The organism is Candidatus Hydrogenedentota bacterium (assembly GCA_035416745.1).
Lineage (GTDB): Bacteria > Hydrogenedentota > Hydrogenedentia > Hydrogenedentales > SLHB01 > UBA2224.
Map to the genome: position 1 here is coordinate 26546 of DAOLNV010000048.1, position 16640 is coordinate 43185.

Genomic DNA, 16640 nt, shown 5'->3' on the forward strand with positions numbered 1-16640 from the left:
TACCTTTGCTTCCAATGCGAGGACGCGGACATCTGGTCGTTTTCGGACACGCCTGATGATTCGTTGTGGGACGGCGACGTGGCCGAGTTTTTCGTGAAACCGTACCGCGATCAGCGGTTTTACTACGAGTTCGTGTTCGCGCCCAACGGCACGCTGTATGACGCGCGGTATCCAAGCCGGGGCTCGGGCCTCGCGAGCCGGTTCAAAGGCTGGAGTTCCGGCGCCAAAATCGCTACGACGATCAACGGCACCGACAATGACTACCATGACGACGATACCGGGTATATCATTGAAGCCGCCATACCGTGGGCGGCATTTCGCGAGGCCGGCAAACCCGCGACCGGCACGCAATGGACATTCGGAGCATTTCGGTACGATTATTCGAAGCTGTTCGAGGAGCCCTTGTTGCTCAAATCATTTCCGGGGGAGGCAACACAAGGATTTCACTCATACGAGAGCTACGGCGAGATGCGGTTCGTCTCGCGGTAACGGCCAATTCATGAGAACCAGACTGCAATTTGGACCAGGGGGAATCAATGGCTAGGGATTTCATTCTTGCGCTGGACCAGGGCACGACTTCGTCCCGGGCCATTCTGTTTGATCGCGAAGGGGCCGTTCACGGCTCGTGCAATGCGGAATTCCGGCAAATCTACCCGCAACCCGGCTGGGTCGAACACGATCCCGAGGATATCTGGCGCACGCAGTGCGCCACCGCGCAACGAGTGCTGCAGGAAGCAGGCGTCGCCCCGCGCGACGTCGCCGCCATCGGTATCACCAACCAGCGCGAAACCGCCCTGATATGGGATCGGAACACGGGAGAACCCATCCACAATGCCATTGTCTGGCAATGCCGCCGCACCACGGATATCTGCGAACAATTGATCGCCGACGGCTTGACCGCCGCCTTTCGCGCTCGCACCGGCCTGGTGCTGGATGCGTACTTCTCCGGCACCAAGGTGAAATGGCTGCTCGACCACGTGCCGGGCGCCCGCAAACGCGCCGCAAAAGGAGAACTGTGTTTCGGCACGATCGACGCATGGCTGCTGTATAAACTCACGGGAAAACACGCGACGGATCCCAGCAACGCATCCCGGACCCTTCTCTACAACATATTCGAACACCGGTGGGACGAAACCCTTCTCAATCACCTTGACGTGCCCCCGGAGCTCTTGCCCGGGGTAATGCCCACGAGCTGCGTCTTTGGCGAAACAAGCGTGTTCGGCGGCTCGATACCCATCGGCGGCATGTGCGGCGATCAACAAAGCGCCCTGTTCGGCCAGACCGCCTTCGGACATCTCGAGAGCAAGAATACCTATGGCACCGGCTGCTTCCTGTTGACGAACACCGGAAAAACGCCGGTGAAATCGAATCACGGTCTCATTACGACCATCGCGTGGGACCTGGGAAAGGGCGCCGAGTATGCGCTCGAAGGCAGCGTATTCATCGCAGGGGCCGTCGTGCAATGGCTCCGCGACGAGTTGAGAATGATTGCGACCGCCGCGGAAAGCGAATCCGTCGCGGCGCAAGTCGACGACACGGGCGGCGTGTATGTCGTCCCTGCGTTCGTCGGTCTGGGCGCGCCCCATTGGGATATGCGCGCCCGCGGCATCATCGTGGGCTTGACGCGGGGAAGCAATCGCGCGCACATCGTGCGCGCCGCGCTCGAATCCATTTCGTTTCAAACGGGCGACATCATTCACAGCATGGAATCGGACACCGGTGCGAGCATTCCTGTCTTGAAAGTAGATGGAGGAGCCGCGGCTAATAATCTGCTTATGCAGCATCAGGCCAATGTCTTGGGAATCCCCGTCGTCCGCGGACAAGTCACTGATACAACAGCACTTGGGGCCGCATTCCTCGCGGGATTGGCCGTCAAAATCTGGCCCAATCAAGACGCTCTGCGGGGAATTTGGCAGGAAGAACGCACGTTTACCCCCGTGTGGAACGAGGATCAGCGACGCCAAGCGCTAAGTGGTTGGGAACATTCGATTAAGATGGCGCTGCTGCGATAAACGACAAATATGTAAACAGTTTATTCATAAGTGGTTGCGTTCTTTGTTCGCGCGTGGTACAATTTAGAAGGTCAGCGCCACATGTGGCGTTTCTCCTTCCGCGGAGGCCCACGGAATTCACTTCCTGGGCCTCTAAAATAACTTGTGGCGGGTTGAGATTTTCTCCCCGGCGCAAGTTCTTGTATATCGAGACCGGCGTCTTGAGATGTCGGTCTCGCGTTTTTCGTGCTCGATGGTCTCGACTGCATTCACTCGACTCTCTCCCGATGGTCTCATTTCAAACGAATGACAATGATCGAGGGCATGGGGGAAACAGCAATGGGACATTCGATGCCGCCTCCTTGCCCGGCACTCCACGCGGCTTCTTCGTAGGCCGCGTCCGTTGTTTTCGAGAGGAGATTGAAACGCTGCACGCTTTCTATGCTTTCTTGCGCGAGCCCGTTCACGTGTAAACTGGCGGCAACTTCGACCGCGTCCTCCTCACTCACCGCCCGCCAGGCCTCGTAATAGTCGCCCCGTATCCGTTTGCGGTTATCGAGGATTCTCCCGTCGAATGCCTCGAGTGGGTTCCACGCGGCGGCGATCAGCCGTTCCGTGCCGTCTCTGTTCTGAAGGTAGCTTCTCACTTGGAGTTCGACATCGCCATGCGGCGCCGAGCTGATGGTTACTTCGTAACGGCCGTTTCGCAGAAGCGTTGGATTGTCAGGAAGAAGGCTCGCAAGATTCCTGTAGACATGCCCCATGGGACGAAGCCCCCGGGGATCTTCCTCCGTGCCGTAGTAGAGAGAGAAATCATTCTCGCCGCGCATGTCCTTGTACCAAACCGCGATTTCGACGCCGAGAAAGATGGTTTCGAGGTAGTGCCGCGCGCAATACGCTGCCTGTTCGCTCTCGCAGTAGACCAGGTTGCGCCACGAATCCCGCGATTTCTTTTCGAGGAAGGGAACGATGGCGTAGCCGCGCTCGGAATCGGCGGCGATCACGTGGTGGCCTTGGGGAGCGTATTCCGCGATTCGGCCGCGCAACCAACCCACGTCTTCGGCGAGACCGCTTTCAGGAAGCAAGGTGTGGCGATGGTAACCATGATATGTGAGGACATCGATGGACTTGCCGGCGAGCAGTCCCTCCTCCAGCGTTTTCTCGATGAACCCTTTGTCCATCCACGCGGTAGATAGCGCTGCCACTTTGGCCGTTGCATCGGAGGACTTAATGGCATTGGCCGCTTGCGTGGCCATCTTTGTGTATGTGACCGGGTCGTTCCAATAGCCGCCCATCGGGAAGGCCTCGGGTTCGTTCCCGAGTTCCCAGAGGATGCCTTTCCCGGCATAGCGCGCCGCGGCTGCCCCGCACCACCGGACCGCCGCCCCGATGACCACGTCCTTGTCGTCCTTGTCTGCTTCGTATAGAGGACACAGATCTTCCATGGTCAGGACACACATGACGTGGAAACCATTGTCGAGGTAGTAATTCAGCAATTCATCGGCGCCGGCCCAATCGTAGTTGCCCCGGGATTCTTTTTCGACGTTTCCCCAGCGCACATTCACCCGGACCCACTGGACGTTGACGTCGCGCAATGCCTGCGCGCGAAACGGGGTATGCACCACCACCCCGAAAGCCCCGGCATCGGGAAACATGGGCGCCGGCGGGTCTGTGCGCTCGGCGGCCATGGATGCCGCGGCCGCCACAGCAACCGGCAATGCCGCCATGAAAACCCGGGTACGCAGCATCATATCAGATGCGCCGGTAGACCACCCCGGGGATGGTCTGCCTTCGGTCGGTGAGCACCGCGCCGGCGATGCGCCCCTTGGCGCTTTGGAGCATTTCGATGGCGCGATTCACCACTTCGCGGCGCGTGGCGTCGGCCCTGATGACGATCACGACGCCGTCGGCGAACCGGGCGGCGTTAAGGGCATCGCTCGAGACGCGCACAGGAGACGTGTGCACCACGATCCGGTCAAAGCGCTGACGCAGGTCCGCGAGGACCGTCTGCATGCGGCGGGATTCCCAGAGGTAGCCCGGGCACTCGGCCGCGCCTCGCGACAACACATACAGGTCGCCGTCCTGTCCCAGGACCTCGTCCAGCCCCGCCTGTTCGGTGACCAGGTCGGTGAGTCCCTTGGGCGGATGGTCTTCGGACCGGTGAGGAGCGAAATCAATGTAGAGAACCCGCCATTCCGGGTTTTCCGCGCGGGCCTTGGCCAAGGCCATGGCAACGTTGCCGGACTGTTCCCCCGTGACGGCGCTGGTCACTTCGATCAACTGGTTCGGGGCGCCCGACTGTACGGCGTCGATCATCGTGCTCAGGCGCTGCGCCTCCGCTACGTCCAGGGGACGGTTGTGTCCCGCGCGGAAAAACGAGGCTAACGGAGGCACTCGCAGATAGAAATCGACATCCTCGGGGGTCTTGAGCCCGTGGTCGAGATATTCGAGAAAGAACGCTATGGCAATGCCGCCGATAACGCCTACGACCAGCGCAATCAGCAGGTTTGCCAGTTTGCGCGGGCTGATGGGGTTGACCGGCGCCACAGGATGCTCGACAACGCGGATACTGGATATTTGCTTGTCTTTCATGGCATCGGCAACCGCGGCTTCCTCGCGCTTCTGCGTGTAGTACACCAGGGTGTCGGAGGAAGTGTCGACCGCCCGCTGAAGGTCTTCCAATTCTCCCTCGACTTTGTTCAATTCCTGCAGACGGAGTTGCAGGTCATCAATCTTCGCCTGAGTCGTGTTTCGCGTCGTATCGATTGCCTCGGTCAGCCGCTCCGCGGCCCGGCTGATCTCGTTGTGAATGCCCACCACTTGGGGATGTTTCGGACCGAGGTTCTCCGTGATGCGGTTGCGTTCGAGGATCAGTTCCAGAAGCCGCAGCTGAAGCTCGGTCACGACCGTGTTCTCCGTTTTGCCGGACAGTGTGGCGATCAGCACTTGGTCGGTTTTGCCCTCGGCAACCTGCTTGGCGGCGTCCTGGCTCTCGGTCAGCTGCAGCAGGAGTTTGCGCGCATCGGCGTATTGGGCCAGCAAGAGTTCTTTCTCGGCTTGGAGAGACACGACCTGGTGTTTTTCGCGGAACGCCTCGAGCCGCTGTTGGGCGTCGGCCAATTCCTTCGACACGCGCGCGGCTTGCTCGTCGAAGAAGGCGGTACTGCCCGGCTGGTCGAACACTTCGACATGCTTCTGCTGGTATGCGGCCAGCAGCGCTTCCAGAACATCCCGCGCCAATTCGGGCTCGCCCAGTTGAACGCGTATCTCGAGGACGTATTTTTTGTCGTCGGCCTTGACTTCGATGGCCTCCTCGAGGGCCTCGATGGCCCGCTGAACCGGGTCGGGCCGGCGCTTCAGACCAAGCAGGTATTCGAGTTCCCGTACCCCGCGCAGGGTCAGTTGCACAGGGCTGAGCCCGCTCTGCATGGCCTGGTCCAGCTTGAGTTCGTCAACCACCTTGGCCAGAACGTCATTTGCGTAGATGAGATCAATCTCCGAATAGACGTCCTCGCGCGAGAGCTGCACCATGAGCATTCCCGCATCGCTGTGAACCACGGTCGGGTCCGGCTGAGAGGTGGTGCGGCCGCGTATCAGCCGCACTTTGGCCACGGATTCGTATGTCGGCGGCCAGACATAGTTTCCAAGCAGCACTACGCCGAACACGGCCGCGATAAAGACCAGGATGAACATCTTACGCTTGAACAGAACCGTCAAGACGTCTCGAAGGAAAATCTGCCGCTGGTCCATCTAACGCTCCCCTCATCTTTCTCAGCGCGCGGGATTCTCGCGCGCGCTCGCAACAGTTACGGCGAGACCACGATGGCGCCTGTCTGCAATGGCGTGAAGACCGCAGTGGCGCCGATATTGCGGGATTTCGTATTCACTTGTTGCTCGTTCATATAGTATGTGCCGCTCACACCCAGGCTATTGTCAAACGGAACAATCCGATCGATGTAGCGTTCGACGAAGATGTTGGCCCGCACGACAAGTTTCTCCGGCACGAAGACGATGTCGAAAGGCTTCAGAGGTATATCGTTGTCCGTGTATCCTTTGCTCAGGGCCGCGCGAAGATTGGTCTTGAACACGTACGGCTTGCCCTCGGGGTTGCGGCGAACCACGATAATACTGTTGAGGCGGCCGCTGTTAACCGGCCCGCGGGCCATGATCAGCGCCTGAAGCGCCGTCGGGCAGCTATCCAGAGGATACACGCCCGGCATGCCCACCTCGCCGCCTACGTAAATGCGCGCGCCCGTAGCCTGCAAAACATCGACGGATACGTCCACCGGATTGTAGATGAGCCCCTTGCACGCTTCCTTGAGCATGTCGCGGAGTTCATCCACGCCGTATCCGGCCGCTTGGAGCTCGTAGTCGATGCGCGGAACCGAGATCCTCCCGTCCGTTCGTACCTTGGTGACGGAGTTCATGCCTGACAACACGGTATTGATGTTGGGGAACACGACAAGCCCGACAGTGGGCGGATTCTTCAAGACCTTGGCGGCTTCGCCGGCGATCGCCTGCGAGGCATCGGCGACCGTAAGCCCGGCGATCCGCACCTCGTTCTCCAGCATTGGCAGGCTGATGGCCCCGTTGGGCCGGACCGTTACGTCGCGGCTGATGCTCTCGAGACGGTCCACGTTCGCGAAATCGACGTTGACGCTAATCTGCGGGTCGCCCTGCATGATGCCGGTCTTCTCGTACAGGGCGGTCAGCTTGTCTTCCAGTTGTCTGGTGGTGAGACCCGCGGCCTGCACGTCGCCAATCTCCGTGGCGCTGATCTTCCCGTCAGGCCGCACGGTTCGGTTCATGTTCATCGGCCAGTTGTTGAGGAAGGAGATCCCGATTACATCGCCATAGTCGATGAGGTAGATTCCAGGCTCCGTCGTGTCGGAGGAGAGGCGCACCTCCATGTTGTCGCCTACCTCGATCTTGTAGTCCCACGCCGCCTCATCCTCCTGAATGTTGCGCACATTGAAGAGCAGCTGGAGCTGGTCCCCCACCTGGAGGAGATACGGTTCGGGCGCCCCGCTCATCTGATCGACCTCTTCGGGCGTCAATTCGCGGGTCTCCCCTTTGGGATCGATCACGCGGATGCCCGTGGGCGTCTGGCACCCGCACAACACCGCCAGGAACAAAACGGCCACTATGCCGGCCACACTGCGTCGTTCCGCGCATCTCATGAATTCATGCCTCCCCAGCTCGCGTCGAGTATTCAACGCTGCTTCGGCTTCCGCCCTTCTCCCTCTGCGACGGCGTCCGTGGGCGCCAACGGCGACAGGGTAGTCGGCTTTGGTTTCTCTGCTGCGTACAGTTTCCGTCCCGCTTCCAGGCTTTCCCGCTGGAGCGCGGGGTTATCAAAACGGATTCTTCCAGCGGCGCTCTGTTGAATAGACACGGGAATAGGCGCGGGCATCAGACCCGTCTCGTTCAGAATCTGCAATGCGTAGGACCCCGCGTGGTGCAGGGCTTCTCGCCGGATGCCGCCGGCACGGCTGCCCAGTCTATCGAGTTCTGAAAGCACCGCGGCACGCGCCACGATGGCATCAGCCTCGATGGTCGCCGAAAAATCAGGGTCTACGCTCAACCCTTCGATCACGATCCGGTAACGTTCCCCCGGATTGCTCAGATAATTCGGCGCGGAAGGCTTCAGCACCTGCGCCGTGATCCGCGCCAGGTAGTCCACGGTGCCGAAACGCTCAATGGTGTCGCTGGTCTCATCGCGGGTCCGGGTCCGTTCCGTGTTCCCGATATTGCGGCTGCGGATGGTTATCCCAATCGTGATCTCCCGGTGCCGCTGTTCGAGCAGAAGAAGATGTTTCTCATCCAGACGGAACCCGTGGTACCGGACAAGTTCCTCCGAAGCGGCAAGCTGAATGGCGAGGAGGCTCACAACACCGGCCACAAAGAAAGCCCACGCCCCTCTCCCTGCGGCTGGAGACCTGCCGCGGGATTCGGTACCGGTCTCTGCGGTGCGGTAATACGCTCCCAATCGCTCCCCTTTCCTGGCGGATTGGAACTCCATTCTACATGATCCTGCACAAAAACGTGCTTGTATTCGCGGCCGTGCTATGCTCGGAGATCGTCATATCCTCCCGCTGCAATCCATTCGATGGTCTTCTTGAGTCCTTTTTCGAGTTCAACCTTCGGGTTCCACCCCAACAGTTGTTTGGCTTTGGTGACGTCGGCAAGGACGCGCTCGATTTCGCTTTTCGCGGGCCGCAACGCTTTCTCATCCTGCGAAATGGTGACGTCGCGGTCCATGAGGTCCGCGATCAGCATGGCCAGTTCCGCGATGGTCACGGCCCGGGTAGACCCAAAATTGACCACCTCGCCCACCACGCTATCGCTCTCGGCCATCAGCAGGTAGGCATTGACGATGTCGTCGATATACGTGAAGTTGCGGGTAGGGGTCAGGCTCCCGAGTTTGAGTTTGTTCCCCTTCAGAAGCTGCAAGACGATCGTCGGGATAACCAGAAACCGGCCTATCCGCGGGCCGTACACATTGAAAATCCGGATAATGGTCACAGGCAAATCGTACGAAAGATGAAAGCTCTCGACAACGCAATCCGCGGCCAGTTTCGAGGCCGTGTACGGGTTATACGCCCGGACAGGGTGCGTCTCGCTGATAGGAGCCCCGCCAACCGCCGCGCCATAGACTCCTGCCGAAGACGTGTGTACCACGCGGCGCACGTTTTCGTGCCGGGCGGCGTTGCACACGTTCAGGGTGCCGCTGACGTTGGTGATGACCGTCTCGTCGGGGTTGGAATACGAGTAGACCACGCTGGTGATGGCCGCGAGATGAAACACCGTGTCCATATCGACCGTGGCGTCGCGCACAAATGCCGCGTCCCGAATGTTGCCACCCACAATTTCGAGCCTTGTGCGCAGGCTTTCCGGAATGGCCGCCAGGTGCCCGATGCTGCCCCGCATGTTGCCGTGAACCATCGCGCGCACTTCGGCGCCTTTCCTGAGCAGACGCTCGCAGAGATGGCTTCCAATAAACCCCGCGGCGCCTGTGATAAGAACCCTTCTGCCCTGCCAAATCATGTATGTCAATGTTCCTTCTGTTCCGCCGTCCTGTGGCGGCCTCGGTCCTCTTTCTGGTGCATCCGGGCTGCACCGCGTTCTTCTGCTGTCAACAAATTACCCCGTCAAGAGGGATTCAAAGATGCCTTCGTACGCCGTCACGACATCATCCCAATTATACTGGGTGCGAACCCGTTCGACCGCGCGCTTGCGGAACGTGCGCACGTCTTCGGGGTGATCGGCCAGCCATTGCATCTTTTCGCGGCAGTCATCGACGTCTTTGCTCTTGAACTGGACCCCGGCTTCCGCTACGGCCTCGACGTTGTACGCGATGTCGCTGACCAGCACACAATTCCCCGCGCCCATGGCCTCCAAGATGGCCGGATGGGTTCCCCCCACCTCCATGGCGTTGACGTAGGCGTACGCATTGGCCCGAAGCGCCCGGTACGTTTCGCCGTACAGCGCCCCCGGGAATATCACCCGTTTGTCTTTGGTATCGGTGAGGCGCCGGATATAGTCATCCGCGAACGGCGCGCTGCCGACGACAAGCAGGTTCATGTCGGTGTTGACTCTCTCGAATGCCTCGACCACGAGATGGGCGTTGTTTTCGGGCTCGAGCCGGCTGACAAAAAGGAAATAGCTCTCGGGTTTCAGGCCGAATTCGGCAAGCAATTGCCTGCCCGTGCCGCGCTCCACGATGTCCGCGCCGTACGAGACGAAATCGCTGTCGCAGCCGAACCGGTCTCGGTAATACGCGCGAATGACGTTGGAATCCGACACGATTCTGTGAGAAAACCATGCGGCAAGATACTCGGAAAACTTGTAGAACGTCTTTCCCGCCCGTCCCCATTTGGCGCGCTCCCACTCCAGCCCGTCGGGATTCATCACGACCTTGGCGCGGCGCAGGCGCGGAATCCACGCAAAACAACTCGTGCCGCTGTTGCAGTAGAGAGCAATGTCGACCCGCTGCGACAACACATGCAGGGACGAAAGGAACGCGTGCGACAGCGTATCCAGGGATTTAGTATGAATCGTGGGCAGGGTCACCAACTGCACCCCCTGGTATTCGACTAAGGGTTCCGGGTAGTTCGCGCGGCGGCAGTAAACGATTACATGGTGCCCCCGCCGGGCGAGCCGAGTGCTCAACTCCTGGGCAAACGTCTCGAACCCCCCGTAATTCGCGGGAATGCCTCGGGTTCCTAAGATGGCGATACGCATAAGAAAGCCCCACCCCCCAACCACCATTAATGAGCAAAAAAAAGACACTCCGAATAAAACGTCAATATAATACTACCACGAAAATCCCTGAGGCTGTCAATTAATTCCCGTTCGCGCACGGTAACCCGCTGTGCCCGAAGAGATTGCGTAGAAGGGGCTCAACTGAGCATTCGTAGTATCTCTGCGCAGATGACCTCTTCAGCCTCTGCGGCGTACGGGGAGGGGTTCAGGTCGTAGTAATGGCTTATTCCTGCCTCGTAGCCGCCCTCGGAGAGCATGTCCGCGGTCGGGATATAGCCGATTAAACCGTTTGCATACCCGGCAATGAGCGCCGGGCGGGGATGTAACGCCTCTTTGAGGCGGAGCGCGTACCCGACACATGGCTCGCCCGCCATGGCGGGGATAGCCAGCTCGCCCAATTCAAATGTTTGTATGGTAAGAGGCCTGCCGGTCGGAAATTCCGCGCCGGTATCCAACATTTCGAGCATTTTCTTGCCCCAGGCGGCCATGTACTTGTCGCTGCTGCCGGCTTTTTCGGCAGCCTCTTCGCGGGCCGGCGGACCCTGAAACGGCAGCTCGATTTCAGAAATACGCGCTCTCAGAGCCCCCGATACAGGCTTCATGGGGCCGCCCAGCGCCAATAGCACCGCGCGGCCCAATTCCTCGCCGAGCGACCGCGCAACGTCGTGCGGCCCGCTTCGAAACGCGCCCTTCCCATCGACGTGCCGGACCTTCTGGTCGCCACCGCATCCTTGGATGAACATAGCCGTGCTTCCGGGAAACGCGTCTTCGACGCAGTCCTGGGCGTACCCGGGGTAATCCGCCCCGATGAGATAGCCGCCGAGCGTGGTCGGGTGACAGGCGTACAGCATGAGAACGGCAAGCGGCTGGCCGTCGGCGCGGTCAAGGGCCGCAACGCCAACAGCGGGGTCGGTACGCCCGTGCGGATTGGGGCGCATGGCGATGCCGTCCGGCGTGGGCAGTCTGCGGTTGACCCCGAGCGTGCACGGAACGGAGTCGAACCGGATGGTTACGGGCTCGGGATTTCCGGCGGCCTGCACGGAGACAGCAACGCATTTATCGACCAGGGCCGTCGCATAGTCCTTGTCAAACGTCTCGACAAGTTCGTGTTCCTCCATGCGCATCTCGGGTCCGGTGTGCGTGTGCGACGCGGTCAACAGGATACTCTCGGGTCCCAGGCCCGTGGCGTTGCCGATACCCGTCTTGACAAGGCCGCAGGTCAGAGGATCAAACCCAATCAGGTCCGTGGTGAGCAGCACGGCGCGCTGGCCGGCATCCTCGAGGTAGAGCGCCTTGGCGCACAACTTATGGTAGGTTCCCTCCGACTGGCCCGTGCGGGCGGCATAACCGGCCATGCAGATGGGACGGTCGGGGGTGATGTCGATGCGGGCTGTTCCTGCGTTCATGATGGCTCTCCCAAGTGACAGAACGAGCGGCCAGTCTATTGCGCGCCCACGCGCCTCCGGACACTGATCGGCCAGGGCGCCGGTCCCACAATGGTTTCCTTACGCCGACGGCATCAGGTCCCGAGGCCGTCCTCGCCTCTTTGCCTGTCGCGGCGAATGGCCCAGACCGTGCCGCTGACGAAATAGATGAGGGTAGGCCAAACGAGGGCCTTCTGCATCCACGCCATGCTCGTTTCAAAGGCGCTCGCGCCCTGCAGGTAGACATGGACGGGCAGATACAGGCACGCGGCCAGCGAGAGTATCGTGACCACCTGCGCGGCCCGCAAGACGGGGTCGGCCTTTTCCGGTTCCTTCGACGCTGCCTTGGGTTTGACGGACGGCGCGCTCGCGCCCGCCATTTCGGCGGTCTTGATGGTATCGTCTTCGGGCAGCTTCTCTCGTGCGCCGAACATGCCCGCCAGAAGGGTGTACAGAATCGCGGTCAGGAACCATACCGGCAGGAACAGGAAGAACAGGTGCAGGGTGCCGGTCCGGTTGAGCAGATACGCTGCCGCAATCGCCACGGCCCAACTGATGAGCGCTGGCCAGCTCACAAACAGCTTTTTGCGCGATACCCAGTACCGCGTGAAACCGATGCGCGGGAATATCCAGTGCTCGACGAACACGATAGCCCCCACCGGGACCAGCAACAGGCCGTAAAGGCCGACGAAATTCAGCAGTTTGGTGAATACAAAGGGGAAACAGGCGATGACGGTGGTCGCGATGCCCGTCATCAGGGTGACCAGCCAGCGCGGCCAGCCGGGCGTGACGCCCTGAAACGCCAGGCCCGCCCGGTACAGCGTCGGGTTCGAGGTCGTCCACCCCGCGATAATGACGGTAAGAATACCCGTGACCCCCAAGGCCTGCCAGGCGACTTCCCCCGCGTCAAGCTCGGCCATGCCTACCTGGAGCAGCCGGGCGGCCGCCGCGCCCATCACTCCGGCAAAGATCCACGCGAGGTAGTGGCCAAAGAACATGCCGAACGCTGAATACAGGCCATACGACCAATGCTTCGCGTAGCGGAACAAGGCCATGTCCGAAAGGCCGCCGTGCATGGCCAGGTTGCAGATCCAGGCAAACGCCGTGAGCTGCGCAAACGACATCCCCGGTGATCCGTCCGGCTTGGAGCCCGTCCAGATGAAGTCGCTTGCCGCCGCCCAGAACTGGCTCCAATTCGAGATGTTTTCGAGACCAGCTTGCCGCGCCAGCACGGGCAGCGTGGCTATGGCCCCGCCCATGAACATCAAGAACATCCACGGCGAACATACCGCGCCGAACTGCGCAACCCGCTTGAACCCGAGGATGGCCAGGAGCGTCACCAGGCCGCCCACCACCAACACCACGACGACGAATCCGGTGCTCTCGGGATACCAGTTGATCTGCGGGGGGATATTGAACGGAATACGCACGGCCGACGCCGACACCGTGATCATGCACCCCGCGAGGATGCAGAACATGATCGCGTTGAGAACGTTGTAGATCGCCGTCGCCGCCGGCCCGGCGATCTTGCGCAGATACCAGTACAGCGTAAGGCGCGTCTGTACCGCGATGGGCGCGCACACAAGGGTCCACGTCAACACGGCCAGCAGATTCCCCAGTGCGAGGCCCAGAAACACGTTCATCGGGCTGGCCCCCCAGCTCACGAACGACGCCCCGATCACAAACTCGGTGCCCGCCACGTGTTCGCCCGCTAACAGCCCCGCGAAATATTTGCCCGGCTGAAGTTTGTCGGCCGACACGGGCTCGCGATCGAATTCGTACAGTTTATCGAGACCCGAAACGATACCAGCGTGCTCTTTACTCGACATGGCCGAACCATCTCCTTGCGGTTGTTTCCCCAGAAAACGGGATGGTCTCTCGTGAGGGGACGCTCTCACTCGCCCGGAAACGACACACGCGCTCCCCCCAAACCCAATACTCGAAGTCAGCCCGCAGTGTACTCCACCCGCCCCGCCCGTAACAAATTGAGGGACGCATGCACTGCCGTCAGACGGCAGCGGGCCCTTCAACGCCCCCGGATTTTGGGAAGCAGAGGGCGGCCAGGAGGTAAAGGCCAAGGGCTATGGCAAACACGGCCTTAAAACCCACCAGTGTGGCAAGGAACACGGCCAGCAGCGTGGCCACGACAGAAGAACTGCCGTTGGCCGCCCATGCCAACGGCACCGTGCCGGGCTGCCGGCGATGCAGTTCGCGGATTCCAAGCGGAAAGAAGCCGCCGAGGGCCAATCCCAACGGCGCTATCGCCAGGATGCTGATCAGGATTCGCGCGAGCAACGGCAGAAACAGCAATTCGCTGAGAAGCACGTCGCCGATCAGAACATAGGCAACGACAACCGCCACTATCAGGCCGAAACGCCGCCAGATGGCCTTGCCCGGTTCCGAGGAGATGTTGCGCGTAACATAACTGCCGATTCCGGCGAAGACGAGCATGCTGAACAGGCTCACGGACAATGAATAGGTCGGGTAGCCGAGAAAAAGGGCCAGACGCTGGATCAGCGCCATCTCGAGAAACATGAAACCGATGCCTATGGCCGAGAAATAGACCAAGTTCACGGCCAGCTGGCCTGGCTGCGCTATACGTCCACGGGCTGCCACCACCGCGGGTATTACGATCAGCACGAGAGCGAACACGACGGCGAAAACCAAACCGCCGAGAAGAACAAGATTGCCTGTGGCGCCCAGGTAGTTCGGAGCCATGTAATCAGCCACCAGCGTGTGACGCCACTTGTAAAACTGCATGAAGAAGGGCCGGTTGTCAGTGACCGGACTGAAATCGAGGTAAGAACGCTCATAGAATAGTTGCCGCTCCGCGGGGGACAGGGTCAGGATCGTCGAGGCGGCGGTATCGATGACTGTGCCAGGGAAATGCCAAAAGACAAACCCGTTGTCGTCGGCAAACTGGCGAAGCCGGGCGAGTTCTTCATCGGTATACGGCGATGTTTTCGCCAGAACCGAACACAAAGCGAGCATGCGGTTATCTTCCGGCATGAAATCGGCCATGACGACACAACACGCTCCGGGGTCGGACACGCCGCGCTCTTCCAATGCGGCCGCGACCACCGAGCAGAAGCGCGGCGTCATCCGGGGCGGGCCAGCCGGGTTGATAATGTCTTGCGAGGTCAGCGAAAGTATGCCGTCGTCCGTCAGGTGGTCGAAGTAGTCGTGCATCGCATCGACGGTGTAGAGATACGCCTCGCTCAGAAGATACGCCCCCGAGCCTATGGCCGTGATGGTATCCACCCCGGTAAACTGAATGACGTCATAGCGGCGGTCGCCCCTGCGCAGTTCGCTTCGTGCGTCGCCTACGCGCAAGACCACGTTGTCTCGTTGCGCAATATTGCCCAAGTAGTCCGCGAAATGCTCGGAAACAACGTCAACGGTATACGGGTCCAGTTCGACGGCATCGATACTCTTGGCCCCCATGGCCAAAGCAGCCATCATGTCCACTCCCCCACCCGCCCCTCCGATGAAAACATCGGCATGTGGACGCATGTGGTGGGCAATGGTCAACATATGGCCGCGCCATAGCGGCATCTCTTCAACGGGGGAGTCCGCGCGCACCATCACGGCGCATGCATCGCCGTCGTGGGCAATGAATCTCACGTCATGCCGCTTGGGCTCGTATTGCCTGCTTGTGCCGATACTTGTATAGCTGAGGCCCTTCCCGTCGCGCGCTTGATGTCGCGGAAAGGCGTAGACGTCTGTGCGGAAGATGGGCGACCATTTGGTCCAGAGAAGCTCGCCGTCCATCTGGTTCACGAATCTGGATGCGAGTTTGCTGTCGCATGGCGTAAAGCGGGCAATGAACAACGTCCCAAACAAGCCCGCCAAGAGTAACGGGGCAATAAGAAACACGAGTCCTCGACGAGTCTGTGCCAAAAGCAGCATCGCGAGCACAAGCAACGCCCCCGATGTGGCAAGGACGCCTCTCGGGCCCATCCTGTCCATCAGGAAAATGAACGACAGACAGCCCAATCCTGCTCCTACCAAATCGGCGAAATACAGGGTCCCCGCTTCTTCGCTGAACGCGTCCAGGGCGATCGCGATCGTGGCTCCCACGAACATGAACGGCAGCGTGACAACCACCAGATAGAAGAACCCGTGCCACAATTCCTGCCTGTCTTCCAGTATCGAGAATGGGTTGAAGGGTATGCCCGAGATCACCAAAACGGCCAGAATAAGCCCCGCGCAGGCGGCTGTCAGAGTCCATGGCAGCCAGCGGGCCGATACCGCATCAGTCCCCGCGTAACGCCGGCAGAGGGTCAACAAGCTGCCGCTGGCCCCAAAGCCCAGGAGCGCCATCGAGATGACCAGAAAGGCAAAGTGGTACCAGATCGTATAGCTGAAGATACGTGTCAGGCAGACTTCCATCAGGAGTCCGGCGCAGGAGACACAGAATACGCCCAAGCACACCAATGTTCTCGCTGAAGCTCGAACTCTACCCATGATTGCCCCCAGAATATAAATGCCTTCGAATAATAAACTAAGAACCTTCCCTCGATGTTATCAGATCGCGTACCCATGTTTCAGCATTCCGCTTGGAACCCTCAGCGCGGCATAGCCTCAGCCAACCGGAGATAACACGCAGTTGCCCTCTGCTCCAGCGGGCAGGCAGCCCTATAGATTACCCGGCTTTGTGCTTTCTCCGGTTGTAAGACCCGCGCCCGCGCGGTTCGTTGCGGTGCGGGCGGCTCGCTTGAATTCTTGAAATCGGAGACCTGCGGTCACTCAAGTGGCGCGGTCGGGAGACCCCGCCACAGCGGAGCGTCCTCCGGAGCGCCAAAGGCGCGTCACATGGGTCCTGCGGGCGCCCAACGGCGCCGCCATGCGGCCTCCGGAGCGCCGACGCGGGGCACGGCATGGGGCCTCCGGGGTGCCAACGGCGCGAAACATGCTTTCAGGTTTGCGGCTTCCCCTTCTTGAGCGCCGAAGGCGCGTA

The 16640-nt window shown here is 60.3% G+C and carries 11 protein-coding genes; 2 read left to right on the plus strand and 9 right to left on the minus strand.

All coding sequences use genetic code 11. The features are described from left to right. Together PLJ71_14355 and glpK are read left to right on the plus strand one after the other, a co-directional pair. Positions 1-489: carbohydrate-binding family 9-like protein (locus PLJ71_14355; protein ID HQM49867.1), on the plus strand; the 489-nt coding region annotated here is incomplete at its 5' end. A gap of 47 nt (positions 490-536) precedes the next feature. Then, complete coding sequence (gene glpK / locus PLJ71_14360; GenBank protein HQM49868.1) at positions 537-2012, plus strand: glycerol kinase GlpK; 1476 nt, start codon at positions 537-539, stop codon at positions 2010-2012. A 272-nt stretch (positions 2013-2284) separates the two neighbouring features. On the opposite strand, the gene PLJ71_14365 is transcribed toward glpK, so the two are convergent. The 9 genes from PLJ71_14365 to PLJ71_14405 all read right to left on the minus strand — a co-directional run bounded on the left by PLJ71_14365 (position 2285) and on the right by PLJ71_14405 (position 16147). Beyond that, positions 2285-3742: a hypothetical protein gene (locus tag PLJ71_14365; protein ID HQM49869.1), complete on the minus strand. Its 1458-nt coding sequence runs from the start codon at positions 3740-3742 to the stop codon at positions 2285-2287. Position 3743: 1 nt separating this feature from the next. Further along, positions 3744-5741, minus strand: coding sequence for a polysaccharide biosynthesis tyrosine autokinase (locus PLJ71_14370; GenBank protein ID HQM49870.1), 1998 nt, complete (start codon positions 5739-5741; stop codon positions 3744-3746). Positions 5742-5797: 56 nt separating this feature from the next. Beyond that, a complete protein-coding gene (locus PLJ71_14375; GenBank protein ID HQM49871.1) occupies positions 5798-7171 on the minus strand; it encodes a polysaccharide biosynthesis/export family protein in 1374 nt (457 codons plus the stop codon). A gap of 32 nt (positions 7172-7203) precedes the next feature. Next, positions 7204-8013, minus strand: a complete 810-nt coding sequence (locus tag PLJ71_14380) for a hypothetical protein (GenBank protein ID HQM49872.1) — start codon at positions 8011-8013, stop codon at positions 7204-7206. A gap of 44 nt (positions 8014-8057) precedes the next feature. Next, on the minus strand, positions 8058-9038 hold the full coding sequence (locus PLJ71_14385) for an NAD-dependent epimerase/dehydratase family protein (protein HQM49873.1): 981 nt from the start codon (positions 9036-9038) through the stop codon (positions 8058-8060). Between the two features lie 96 nt (positions 9039-9134). Continuing rightward, the gene (locus PLJ71_14390) at positions 9135-10235 is read right to left on the minus strand and encodes a DUF1972 domain-containing protein (protein HQM49874.1); all 1101 of its coding nucleotides are present in this window, start codon (positions 10233-10235) and stop codon (positions 9135-9137) included. A 158-nt stretch (positions 10236-10393) separates the two neighbouring features. Further along, entirely contained in the window at positions 10394-11662 is a 1269-nt protein-coding gene (locus tag PLJ71_14395; GenBank protein ID HQM49875.1) for a neutral/alkaline non-lysosomal ceramidase N-terminal domain-containing protein, read from the minus strand. A gap of 113 nt (positions 11663-11775) precedes the next feature. Continuing rightward, positions 11776-13509, minus strand: a complete 1734-nt coding sequence (locus PLJ71_14400; protein ID HQM49876.1) for a nucleoside transporter — start codon at positions 13507-13509, stop codon at positions 11776-11778. A 178-nt stretch (positions 13510-13687) separates the two neighbouring features. Then, a complete protein-coding gene (locus PLJ71_14405) occupies positions 13688-16147 on the minus strand; it encodes a hypothetical protein (protein HQM49877.1) in 2460 nt (819 codons plus the stop codon). Positions 16148-16640: the final 493 nt, after the last annotated feature.

Bases quoted from the DNA above. Each gene is read 5' to 3' on its own strand.
- PLJ71_14405 (HQM49877.1), bottom strand. From the start codon at position 16,147: ATGGGTAGAGTTCGAGCTTCAGCGAGAACATTGGTGTGCTTGGGCGTA.
- PLJ71_14390 (HQM49874.1), bottom strand. From the start codon at position 10,235: ATGCGTATCGCCATCTTAGGAACCCGAGGCATTCCCGCGAATTACGGG.
- PLJ71_14400 (HQM49876.1), bottom strand. From the start codon at position 13,509: ATGTCGAGTAAAGAGCACGCTGGTATCGTTTCGGGTCTCGATAAACTG.
- glpK (HQM49868.1), top strand. From the start codon at position 537: ATGGCTAGGGATTTCATTCTTGCGCTGGACCAGGGCACGACTTCGTCC.
- PLJ71_14370 (HQM49870.1), bottom strand. From the start codon at position 5,741: ATGGACCAGCGGCAGATTTTCCTTCGAGACGTCTTGACGGTTCTGTTC.
- PLJ71_14380 (HQM49872.1), bottom strand. From the start codon at position 8,013: ATGGAGTTCCAATCCGCCAGGAAAGGGGAGCGATTGGGAGCGTATTAC.
- PLJ71_14395 (HQM49875.1), bottom strand. From the start codon at position 11,662: ATGAACGCAGGAACAGCCCGCATCGACATCACCCCCGACCGTCCCATC.
- PLJ71_14365 (HQM49869.1), bottom strand. From the start codon at position 3,742: ATGATGCTGCGTACCCGGGTTTTCATGGCGGCATTGCCGGTTGCTGTG.
- PLJ71_14375 (HQM49871.1), bottom strand. From the start codon at position 7,171: ATGAGATGCGCGGAACGACGCAGTGTGGCCGGCATAGTGGCCGTTTTG.
- PLJ71_14385 (HQM49873.1), bottom strand. From the start codon at position 9,038: ATGATTTGGCAGGGCAGAAGGGTTCTTATCACAGGCGCCGCGGGGTTT.